Source organism: Dyella silvatica (assembly GCF_026283955.1).
GTDB classification, from domain to species: domain Bacteria; phylum Pseudomonadota; class Gammaproteobacteria; order Xanthomonadales; family Rhodanobacteraceae; genus Dyella_C; species Dyella_C silvatica.
On sequence record NZ_JAPDPE010000013.1, the window covers coordinates 52,131 to 63,110 of the forward strand.

At 62.3% G+C, this 10,980-nt stretch carries 7 protein-coding genes and 1 pseudogene; 3 read left to right on the top strand and 5 right to left on the bottom strand.

Annotated features, from left to right (window positions below):
• Window position 1 precedes the first annotated feature (1 nt).
• The 5 genes and pseudogenes from OUZ52_RS04710 to abc-f all read right to left on the bottom strand — a co-directional run bounded on the left by OUZ52_RS04710 (window position 2) and on the right by abc-f (window position 8,201).
• A complete protein-coding gene (locus OUZ52_RS04710; protein ID WP_266157172.1) occupies window positions 2-1,171 on the bottom strand; it encodes an efflux RND transporter periplasmic adaptor subunit in 1,170 nt (389 codons plus the stop codon).
• Window positions 1,172-1,381: 210 nt separating this feature from the next.
• Window positions 1,382-3,038 (bottom strand): annotated as a pseudogene (asnB, locus tag OUZ52_RS04715) (asparagine synthase B).
• A gap of 385 nt (window positions 3,039-3,423) precedes the next feature.
• Entirely contained in the window at window positions 3,424-5,202 is a 1,779-nt protein-coding gene (locus tag OUZ52_RS04720; protein WP_266157173.1) for a DHH family phosphoesterase, read from the bottom strand.
• Window positions 5,199-6,134: a phosphoglycerate mutase gene (locus OUZ52_RS04725; RefSeq protein WP_266157174.1), complete on the bottom strand. Its 936-nt coding sequence runs from the start codon at window positions 6,132-6,134 to the stop codon at window positions 5,199-5,201. The genes OUZ52_RS04720 and OUZ52_RS04725 overlap by 4 nt, the downstream gene beginning before the upstream one ends.
• Before the next feature lie 84 nt (window positions 6,135-6,218).
• Complete coding sequence (gene abc-f, locus OUZ52_RS04730; protein ID WP_266157175.1) at window positions 6,219-8,201, bottom strand: ribosomal protection-like ABC-F family protein; 1,983 nt, start codon at window positions 8,199-8,201, stop codon at window positions 6,219-6,221.
• 223 nt (window positions 8,202-8,424) lie between these two features.
• Here abc-f and OUZ52_RS04735 point away from each other — a divergent pair, with 223 nt between their 5' ends.
• The 3 genes from OUZ52_RS04735 to OUZ52_RS04745 all read left to right on the top strand — a co-directional run bounded on the left by OUZ52_RS04735 (window position 8,425) and on the right by OUZ52_RS04745 (window position 10,874).
• On the top strand, window positions 8,425-8,766 hold the full coding sequence (locus OUZ52_RS04735) for a hypothetical protein (RefSeq protein WP_266157176.1): 342 nt from the start codon (window positions 8,425-8,427) through the stop codon (window positions 8,764-8,766).
• 91 nt (window positions 8,767-8,857) lie between these two features.
• A complete protein-coding gene (locus OUZ52_RS04740) occupies window positions 8,858-9,895 on the top strand; it encodes an agmatine deiminase family protein (protein WP_266157177.1) in 1,038 nt (345 codons plus the stop codon).
• Window positions 9,896-9,983: 88 nt separating this feature from the next.
• The gene (locus OUZ52_RS04745) at window positions 9,984-10,874 is read left to right on the top strand and encodes a carbon-nitrogen hydrolase (protein WP_266157178.1); all 891 of its coding nucleotides are present in this window, start codon (window positions 9,984-9,986) and stop codon (window positions 10,872-10,874) included.
• The last annotated feature ends 106 nt before the right edge of the window (window positions 10,875-10,980 follow it).

Here is a 10,980-nt window from a genome sequence, read left to right on the forward strand (position 1 = left end):
TTCAAGCGCCGTGCGGCGCGGTGCTCGCCGTGGCGACGCTGGCTTCAGTGGCATGCACCGGCACACCAGGCTGGATTTTCTGCAGCCCCTCCACAATCACCTGGTCGCCGGGGGCGAGCCCGTCTTGCACCAGCCATTGATTGCCGAGCGTGTGACTGACGTGAACCTTGCGCTGTTCGGCCTTGTTGTCTTTGCCGATTACCATGGCAACCGCATCGCCTTTGGGGTCACGGGTGATGCCTTGCTGCGGCACCAGCAAGCCGCTCGGGTTGACGCCCTTGTCCAGCACCGCGCGCACATACATGCCCGGCAGCAGCAAACCGTCCGGGTTCGGCACCACGACACGTAGCGAAAAACTGCCGGTGCTTGGGTCCACCGTGACCTCGGCAAACTGCAAGCGGCCTTCATGGGCGTAGCTGCTGCCATCCTCCAGCATGATTTTCACCGGCGCGTCCTCGGTGGTCTTGAGCGCGCCATCAGCCAGCTGCCGCCGCAGTTGCAGCATTTCATTACTGGATTGGGTGATATCCACATACAGCGGGTCGATCTGCTGCACCGTGGCCAGGGCATTGGCCTGATTCGCGGTCACCAGCGCGCCCTGGGTCACATTGGATTTGCCAATGCGGCCGCTGATCGGTGCAACGATGCGCGCGAAACCCAGCACGACCGAACTGCTTTGCAGGGCTGCCTGCGCGGCAGCGACATCGGCCTCGGCCTGCTTCCAGGTGGCATGGACGTTGTCGTTGTCCTGTTTGCTGAGCACATGCGTCTTGACCAGTTCGGCTGAGCGCTGGGCATTCAGGCTGGTCGAGGCAAGCGCAGCCTGCGCCTTGGCCAGATTGGCCTTGGCGCTGCCGTATTCGGCGCGATAAGTGGCGTCATCGATTTGATACAGCGGCTGCCCGGCTTGCACCAGGGCACCCTCGGTAAACAAACGCTGTTTGACGATGCCATTCACCTGCGGCCGCACTTCGGCAATCAGATAAGCCGTGGTACGACCTGGCAGTTCCCGACGAATCGTGACCGGCTGCGGTTTCAGCGTGACAACAGTGACCTCGGCAGCCGCTTGTTCGGCCGCTGCCTCAGCCTGATGTTTGCAGCCACCGAGCACGGCCGCACTCAGCACAAAACCAGCCAGCATGAGCCAGCGTGAAAGTATGCGCACGTACATGTGCGACCTCTTGCCACGTAAAAAGTGAATGATCATTCTCTTTTTACACACCCCCCAGCGTCAAGTGACAGAAGTCACTGCGCGATACCGGGTTAACCCCGATTCAAACAAGCTGCCTCAAACAAGCTGCGGTGCAGGAGCACCACCCGTGTCGCGACAAACCACACGACGCACTCCTGCAACCACAAAGACGACGGGCCCCAGCGGCGATCAGGCCAGCGCTTGTTGATGCACGCCGCGAACCGAACGCCCTGAGGGGTCGGCCGCATTCGCAAAAGCCGGATCCCACGCAAGCGCGGCCGGTGACGAACAGGCAATCGACTTACCGCCCGGCACCGTGGCTGCACATGCTTCGCCGGGAAAGAATTTTTCGAAAATGCGCCGGTACAAATAAGCTTCTTTGGTGGCGGGGGTGTTAAAGGGATAACGCGTCGCGGCGGCGGCGAATTCGCGATCGCCAATGGATTGCTCCGCGTGGGCTTTCAAACCGTCGATCCAGCCGTAGCCGACGCCGTCGCTGAATTGCTCCTTTTGCCGCCACAGAATCGAATCGGGCAAGGCGCCGGCAAATGCCTCGCGCAACACGGCCTTTTCGATGCGCCCGTTGCCGGCCATTTTGTGCACGGCATCCATGCCCATCGCCACGTCCATGAATTCCAGATCGAGAAAAGGCACCCGTGCCTCGACCCCCCAGGCCATCATCGCCTTGTTAGCACGCAGGCAATCGTAGCTATGCAAAGCATCGAGTTTGCGCACTGTTTCTTCGTGGAAGGCTTCAGCAGATGGCGCTTTATGGAAATACAGATAACCACCGAAAATTTCGTCGGAGCCCTCGCCCGACAGGACCATTTTCACCCCCATTGCCTTGATCCGCCGGGCCAGCAAATACATCGGCGTCGCGGCGCGAATGGTGGTGACGTCATAGGTTTCGATATGCCGAATCACTTCAGGCAAGGCATCGAGCCCCTCCCAGAAGGTATAGACAAAACCGTGATGCACGGTACCTAGCGCATCGGCAGCTACCTGGGCGGCAGCGAGATCCGGCGAGCCATCCAAACCGATGGCATAGGAATGCAGGCGCGGCCACCAGGCCTCGCTGCGATCGTCGTCCTCGATGCGCTCGCGGGCAAAATGCGCAGCGCAGGCTGCTACCAGTGATGAATCGAGCCCACCGGAAAGCAGTACACCGTAGGGCACATCCGTCATCAATTGGCGATGCACAGCCTGTTCGAAGGCTTTGCGTAGGTCAGCCGGAGACACCGCATGACCCTTGGTCACGCCACGGCTTGTCGTAATAACGGCGCAGCTGGCCATCGCTGCTGTCGTAAACATGGCCGGGCGGGAATGGCGCCAGGTCATGACAGATGCCGACCAGGGCTTTCATTTCCGAGGCGACGCATAACCGCCCTTGCCCATCGTGTCCCCAGTACAGCGGGCAAACCCCGATCGGATCACGTGCGATCACATAGCGCTGCGCCTCGCCATCCCACAAGGCAAACGCAAAAATGCCATTGAGCTTGTGCAGAAAATCCACCCCTTGCTCACGGTATAGCGCATTGATCACTTCGCAGTCCGAGCCGGTGGTGAAGTCGTAATCGCTGATGGCGCGCAGCTCGCGGTGATTGTAGATCTCGCCATTGACCGCCAGAGCCAGCGCGCCATCGCGTGAGCGCAGCGGTTGCGCACCGCTGGCTGGATCGACAATCGCCAACCGCTCGTGCACCAGGATCACCCCGGCATCGACAAAGACACCGCTCCAGTCCGGCCCACGGTGACGCTGACGTTGCGACAACTCCAGTGCTTGCTGACGCAAGCCGGCTAGATCATCGCCCGGTTGCAGATCGAACATTCCGAATATCGAACACATGGCCTTATTCCTCGTCGTTAGTTGAAAAACGCTGGGCAAACCCGGATGTGAAAACGATGACTCCAAAACGACGAAGGCCCGCTCAGTGGCGGGCCTTCGTTGCGTATGTGTGTTGAATCTGGTGTCTACGCGACGGCCCACCTGTTTGAGCAGGGGTTGTTATTGCCGCGATTATTATTGTTACGCGCGAACGCAGGACGGAGACCGTCGATGCGGTAGGTAAGGGAAGCCTTGGCGTGGGCACTAGACATGCGGCGAATAAAGCACGACCAGGCAAGCCGTGCAAGCGAAATTTTTGCTACACCTGCCCCGGGTTTGATGACACTGCCGGTTAAGCCAACCCACGCGCCTTGATGGTGATGCCTTAGCGCCTGTCCAGGCTCTCCTAGACTGGCTCGATATGCCGCAACAGCAGGCGCGGGGTTTCACGTCCCTGCCAATCGTTAATGACCAACTCGTAAGCTGCCCGCAAGCTGGCCGGCGGCGGCTGGCCTTCGTAGGCGTTGAACATCACCGCATCGTGCAAGCTGCCATCGCGGGGGTCGCGCAAGCTCAGGCGCAGGTGACGCTCGCCCATGACCTTCCAGCTTGCGCATTCGAATTGATTGTCGAACAGCGGCTCGGGAAACGCCTGCCCCCATGGCCCGGCATAACGCAGCTGCCGGGCCAGCTCCAGGGTGGCCGAGCCCGGCGGTAATTCACCATCGGTAAGCAGCACCGCCTGCAAGCGATCGTCGTCGATCAGCTCTCGCGCAACGCTGTCGAAGGCGGCGGCGAATTGTGGATAGTCCGCCGCTTTGAGGCTGAGTCCAGCGGCCATCGCATGACCGCCGAAACGCTCGATCAAACCGGGGTGGCGCGCATCGATAACCGCCAAGGCATCGCGCAGATGGAAGCCGCTGATCGATCGCCCAGAGCCGCGCAGCTCATCGGTGTTGTCCTCGCTGGCCGGAGCGAACGCGATCACCGGACGATGCAGCCGCTCCTTTAATTTCGAGGCGACCAGACCCACCACGCCGGCATGCCAACTGGGCTCGTATAAGGCGACCCCGACTGCGTCGGTATGTGCCGCGCGAGCGACCATCACTTCGGCCTCAGCCACCATCGAGGCTTGCAGGTCGCGGCGCTCCTGATTGATCGAGCTAAGCAATTCGGCGTAATGGCGAGCCTGGCCGCGATCGTCGGTCAGCAGGCACTCCACTCCCAGACGCATATCTTCCAGGCGCCCTGCCGCATTCAAGCGCGGACCGACGGCAAAGCCCAGGTCACTCGGACACAACGTGGCCATGCTGCGTTGGCTGGCTTCGACCAGGGCGACGATGCCGGCGCAGCCACGACCGCTGCGCAAACGCTTCATGCCGGCTTCGACCAGGACGCGATTATTGAAATCCAGCGGCACCAGGTCGGCCACCGTCCCCAACGCCACCAGATCCAGCAACGAAGACAGATCCGGCTCGGCCCCCTGGGCGAAAGCGTTTTGCTCGCGCAACTGCGCACGCAAAGCGAGCAACAGATAGAACATCACTCCGACCCCGGCCAGCGCCTTGCTCGGGAAGGCGTGATTCAAGCGCGCGTCTTGCGCACAACGATCACAAAGCGGGCTTGCATGCACGCACTTGTCGATGCTCACCACATTCGGATTGACCATGGCATCGGCCGCAGGCAATTGCTCACCGGGCAAATGATGATCGGTGACGATGACCCGAATACCCAGGGCCTGCGCCGCGGCGACCCCAGCCACGCTGGCGACGCCGTTATCGACGGTAATGATGAGTTGTGGCCGCGGCTGCAGCGACTCGACAAAGGCGGTGCTCAAGCCATAACCGTGGACGAAGCGATTCGGAATGGCGTAGTCGATGTGCTTGGCACCGAGCATGCGCAAGCCACGTACCGCCACGGCCGTACCGGTGGCGCCATCGCAGTCGTAGTCGCCGGCAATCAGAATCGACCAGTGATTGCTTATTGCCTCTAGCAGCAAGCTGACTGCGCGCTGCACGCCGCCCAATTGCTGCGGGGATAACAGGCGTGTCAGGCGATGCTCGGCCTGTTCCGGCGTAAGCACGCCGCGGGCAGCATAGATCTGCTGCAACACCGGATGCACCGTGTCGCCCCAGCCGGTCGGCACGCCTTGGGCCTGGCGTCGGCGCAAGCTGGGACGGCTCATGCTGCGCTCCTGTTCGATGACGCTCTGCGCCACAAGCGCAGGCGATGCCAAGGCCGGTGCAGCCAGCGTTCGCCACTGGCAAAGGCAAGCAGCAACGGCTGCCGCTGGGCCAAAGCCTGCAAGCTTGGCCACCAGGTCGCGGCAATGGTTTCGGCAGGCAGGTCTTGCAGGTCGATCAGCTCGCCTGCCGCAGCCGCAGCCACGGATGCCAACGAACGCGGTCGCATGGTCAAGCCGGCCTGCCGGGCCAGTGCGCCTAGTAACAAGTCGTCGCCGACCACGCCGCTTAACGCGCTGCTGACACGATCAGGTAAACGCCCACCACCCCATAGCCAGAGATGATTGACCGGCGGCAGCCCACGCTCGCGCCGCGCCGCATTGACGGGATGTTGATGCAGCAGCACTTGCACTTCATTGATCAATACCCGCCAGCGGCGGCCCTCATCGCCTTGCGGCAAATGCTGAAACAAATCCTCGCCCAAGGCTTGTTCCGGCGAAGCGAAAACAGGCAACGCGGTTTCCAGCGGCAAGCGCAGATGCCAGCGATCCGCCGACGAGACCGCCAAGCTCATGCCGGCCTCGCTGAACACAGGCAGCAATGGCTGAGCCAGGGCCTGAGCCTCCTCCATGCTGAGTTCCAGCTGGCCGCAGGCAAGCAAGCGCACGCCATTGAGATCAGGCTGGACCCAGGCTGGGTCGGCGCATAACCAAGTCGCGCCGGCGGCATCGCCCGCCAGCAAGTCACGGGTCAACGCCGCCGCAGGCAACCCCTCGGGTGCAACGAAGTGACTTGCCAAGCCGGCGAGATAACCCGTAGCGCCCTGCTCAAGCCTGTCGGCACGCAGCAGCCACGAACGCAGCGGATGCCCAGGCTGGAAACGCGGCAAATCCGGTAGCCACAGTTCAAGCGGATGAGACGATGGCTTATGCATGTATCAGCGCCTGCTCAATACGGTAGAAGCGCAGCGAGGTGCGCGAATCCAGCTCGCCGTTGATCGGCTGCGTAAAGCGCAGTTCTACAAGGTGGCATAAAGCTCCAGCCACTCCGCCTCCAGGGTTTCTTTCTCGCCACGAAGTTCGGTTTGTCGCTTGCCCAGGCGCAGCATCTCGGCGGTTGGGCCGTTATAGGTGTTTGGATCGGCGAGTTGTTTTTCCAGCGTGGCGAGTTCGCCGTCGATGGCGCTCATCCGCGTTTCAAGCTTTTTTACCCGCTGGCGTGAGGCCTTTTCGCCCTCGCGCTGGGCTGCGGCGAGCCGGCGACGCTCTTCCGGCGACTCGACCTGCACCACCGGCTTGCTCTCTTTCGCCTCGCCCTGCGCGGCCGCCAGCTTGGCTTTTTTGTCGGCCTTCTTATTGGCCGAACCACGGCTACGCAACCAGCGCGCGTAGTCGTCCAGATCGCCATCGAAACTCTCGACCTTGCTATCGGCAACCCGCACAAAGCTGTCGCAGACCAGGCCAAGCAAATGACGATCATGCGAGACCAGCACCAGGGCGCCATCGAATTCGGCCAGGGCATCGGCCAAGGCCTCGCGCATGTCCAGATCCAGATGGTTGGTCGGCTCATCGAGCAGCAGCAGGTTCGGCTTGTCCCAGGCGATCAGGGCCAGTGCCAACCGCGCCCGCTCGCCGCCAGAGAAACCATCGACCGATTCAAAGGCGCGATCGCCGGCAAAATTCCAGGTGCCGAGAAAGTCGCGCATCGATTGCGCACTGGCACCGGGGGCTTTGTCTTGCAGGTGATCGAACGGACTGGCGCCCTCACGCAGGCTTTCGACGGTGTGCTGGGCGAAGTAGCCGATCTTTAGATCTTTGTGCGCCTTGCGCTCGCCACCTAGCGGGGTCAATTCGCCGACCAGGGTCTTGACCAAGGTCGATTTACCGGCGCCGTTGGGGCCAAGCAGGCCAATACGCTCACCCGCCTCAAGCCGAAACCGCACATCGTCCAGGATCACCAAGGCATCCCCGGAGGCGTTCGCCGCATGCGCAGTGACAGGCGCAGCGTCATCGTAAGGGTCTTCACTGGCGGCCGGATAACCTGCCACGACCTCTTCCAGCTGCAGCATGGAATCAGGCAGGCGATCGGGCACGGCAAACTGAAAGCGGAACGCGCGCTCGGCACGCACCGCTTCGGTGCCGGCCAGTTTCTCCAGCCGCTTGACCCGCGACTGTGCCTGCTTGGCCTTGCTCGCCTTGGCTTTGAAGCGATCGACAAACGACTGCAAATGCGCGCGCTCAGCCTGCTCCCGCTCATGCGCAATCTGCTGTTGCCGCAACTGCTCGGCGCGCAGGCGCTCGAACGCGCTGTAATTGCCGGTATAGAGCTTGCCGCGCCCATCATTGAGATGCAGCGTGTGTGAAATCACCCCGTCGAGAAATTCGCGATCGTGCGAAATCACCAGCAGGGTGCCCTGGTAGCGACGCAGCCATTCCTCCAGCCACAGCACCGCATCGAGATCCAGATGGTTGGTCGGCTCATCCAGCAACAGCAGTTCGGATGGCGCCATCAGCGCCCGGGCCAGGTTGAGACGTACCCGCCAACCGCCGGAGAACTCCTGCACCGCACGTTCATGCGTATCCGGCGAAAAGCCCAAACCATGCAGCAGCCGGCCGGCGCGGGCCCGCGCGTCGTAACCGTGCAGTTCTTCGATGCGGTGATGAGCCCGCGCCATGGCCTCGGTATCGCCACGGGCCTGGGCATCGTTCTCATCGCGCAGGGCGATGGCCAGCTCTTCGTCGCCGCCCATCACATAATCGATGGCCGGATCGGGCAAGGCTGGGGTTTCCTGGGCCACCGTGGCCAGCCGCAGCTTGGCGGGCATGTCCAGGTCGCCGGCATCGGATTCGAGCTTGCCCTGCAAGGCGGCGAACAAACTGGATTTGCCGCAGCCGTTACGGCCGACCACGCCCAGTCGCCAACCGCTCTGGATCACCAGATCGATGTCGGAAAGCAGCAGGCGGCTGCCACGGCGCAAGGCGAAATGTCGAAAAGCAATCATGTGAGCAACGTATCCGGACGGATTCTAAGGAGGGCAGCCTGCTGCCCGCAGCCGCACATCATACCGGCTGCGAAAGCCCATCCCGAATGCCGACCCCATCGCAATCGCCGCAGCTCGTCGTGGCTAAGCCCAAATACTTCTGTTACAACGGCGCCGCATCGCTAGTTATGCGGCAAGTTATACGATGTGTTGTGGCGAGCAGCTTCGGGGGCTTAGGGGACTTATGCACAAGTACAAATTTGGTGTGTCGATGATGCTGCTGTTGGCGGCAACCGGCTTGTCCATGCCGCGGGCGACACAGGCCGAGAGCCTGTTGGTGCACCGTGTACAGCAAGAAAACGGCATGAATCTGCCCTCGCGCGGCATGAGCATGGCGCAGGTCGAGCAAAAGTACGGCGCGCCACAGCGCAAGTTGTCACCGCGCGGCGGCGACAGCCAGAAGCATCCGACGATCAACCGCTGGGATTATTCGAACTTCATCGTTTATTTCGAGCGCAGCCACGTGATCCATTCGGTGCTCAACACACCCGCGGGCAACAACACTTCGCCGTCAAGCGTCAACTGATCGCGGCCTGACGTCGTACAATTCACGCCTCCATCGGCCGGGCGGGTCTTCCGCCACGGCCTTGTGCCTATCAAAGCGTGAGTTAAGACCGATGACTGATTCCACCCTGCGCCTGCCGGCGGAATGGGAGCCGCAAGCGGCTGTGTTGATTGCGTGGCCGCATGCCGACACCGACTGGGCCGAACGCCTGGCTGAGGTGGAAACCACCTATGTGGCCCTGGCCGCGGCTGTGACCCGCTTTCAACCGCTCATCGTTGTGGTTGCCGATACCGCGCTGGGGGCTCATGCCCAGGCCCTGCTGCGCGCCGCCAAGGTCGATCTTGCAAAGGTCCGCTTCGTCGAGCTGCCGTATGACGACACCTGGCTGCGCGATTCAGGCCCGATCACCCTGAAAGCCGATGCCGCCAGCTTCCAGCTGACCGATTTCCGCTTCACCGGCTGGGGCGGCAAGTTCGGCGCCGAACAAGACGACGCCCTGATCACCGGGCTGGTCAACGCCGGCGTATTCAACAACGCCGCGCACAAGCGGGTGGACTGGGCGCTGGAAGGCGGCGGTATCGAAAGCGACGGCAAGGGCACGGTGCTGACCACCTGGCGCTGCCTGGTGCAGCGTCACCCCGAGCAATCGCGGGAAGAAATGAGCGCGGTATTGCGCGACAACCTACCTGCGTCGCGGGTGCTGTGGCTCGATTATGGCTACCTCGAAGGCGATGACACCGACGCACACATCGATACGCTTGCGCGCTTCGCGCCGGGCGAGCGCATCGTCTTTCAGGCCTGCGACGACAGTGCTGATCCGCATCATGACGAATTGCAGCGCATGGCCGGCGAACTGGCCGCCTTGCGCAGCGCCGATGGCCGGCCTTATCAGCTATATCCCCTGCCCTGGGCACAGCCCATCGTCGATCAAGGCCGCCGGCTCGCGGCGTCGTATGCCAATTACCTGATCGTCAACCAGGCTGTCCTGGTGCCGGCCTATGGCGATGCGGCTGACAACGAAGCGGCACGGATCATTGGCCAGGCCCATCCTGGCCGCGAGATCGTGCAGGTACCCTGCCGCCCGCTGATCTGGCAGAACGGCAGCCTGCACTGCATCACCATGCAGCTGCCAGAAGGCGTCACGCACTAAGCCGCTGCACGGACGCCACCAGGCGGCGTACACAGCCGGGTCCGTTACACTACGGTTTTCGCCGTAGTGGCGGACAGGAAATCTCGGCATGACCCGCAAGACACTCAAGGTCGCGCTGCTGCAGGAAACCGACCGCGGCAGCCGTGACGCCAACCTAGACGCCATCGAAGCCGGCCTGCGCGAGGCCGCCGCCGCCGGTGTCGAACTGGTGCTATTGCAAGAGCTGCACAACGGCCCGTATTTCTGCCAGCGCGAGTCGGTAGACGAATTCGACCTTGCCGAAAGCATTCCCGGCCCCAGCACCGAGCGCATCGGCAGTCTGGCGGCGGAACTCAAACTGGTGGTCGTCGCCTCGCTATTCGAAAAGCGCGCGGCCGGCCTGTATCACAACACCGCCGTGGTCTTCGATCGCTCCGCGGCCATCGCGGGCAAGTATCGCAAGATGCATATCCCGGATGATCCGGCGTTCTACGAGAAATTTTATTTCACCCCCGGCGATCTCGGCTTTGAGCCGATCGACACCGCCGTTGGCCGCCTCGGCGTGCTGGTGTGCTGGGATCAGTGGTATCCGGAGGCCGCTCGCCTGATGGCCCTGGCCGGCGCCGAACTGTTGCTCTATCCCACCGCCATCGGCTGGGATCCCAACGACGATCAGGCCGAGAAGGATCGCCAGCGCGATGCATGGATTACCGTGCAGCGCGGCCATGCGGTGGCCAATGGCCTGCCCTTGCTGGCCTGTAACCGCACCGGTTATGAGCCGGATACCGCCGGCGTCGGCGCGGGCATCCAGTTCTGGGGCAACAGTTTCGTCGCCGGACCGCAAGGCGAGTTCCTGGCCCAGGCCGGCACCGACAAGCGCCAGTTGCTGATCACCGATGTCGATATGGCGCGCAGCGAACATGTGCGCCGAATCTGGCCGTTTCTGCGCGATCGCCGCATCGATGCTTATGCCGACCTGCTAAAACGCTTCCGCGACTGAACGCACGCCGCTGAATATCTTCCCGCCGTACTGCTTGTACCGTGCTGCGGTCATCCCCATGCTGGGGGTTCTCACGATTAACCGACCTTGCGCATGAGCCTTTCCG

What these genes read in the sequence shown, in the direction of transcription:
- OUZ52_RS04710 (WP_266157172.1), bottom strand. Translation starts at nt 1,171, where the DNA reads ATGTACGTGCGCATACTTTCACGCTGGCTCATGCTGGCTGGTTTTGTG.
- OUZ52_RS04720 (WP_266157173.1), bottom strand. Translation starts at nt 5,202, where the DNA reads ATGAGCCGTCCCAGCTTGCGCCGACGCCAGGCCCAAGGCGTGCCGACC.
- OUZ52_RS04725 (WP_266157174.1), bottom strand. Translation starts at nt 6,134, where the DNA reads ATGCATAAGCCATCGTCTCATCCGCTTGAACTGTGGCTACCGGATTTG.
- abc-f (WP_266157175.1), bottom strand. Translation starts at nt 8,201, where the DNA reads ATGATTGCTTTTCGACATTTCGCCTTGCGCCGTGGCAGCCGCCTGCTG.
- OUZ52_RS04735 (WP_266157176.1), top strand. Translation starts at nt 8,425, where the DNA reads ATGCACAAGTACAAATTTGGTGTGTCGATGATGCTGCTGTTGGCGGCA.
- OUZ52_RS04740 (WP_266157177.1), top strand. Translation starts at nt 8,858, where the DNA reads ATGACTGATTCCACCCTGCGCCTGCCGGCGGAATGGGAGCCGCAAGCG.
- OUZ52_RS04745 (WP_266157178.1), top strand. Translation starts at nt 9,984, where the DNA reads ATGACCCGCAAGACACTCAAGGTCGCGCTGCTGCAGGAAACCGACCGC.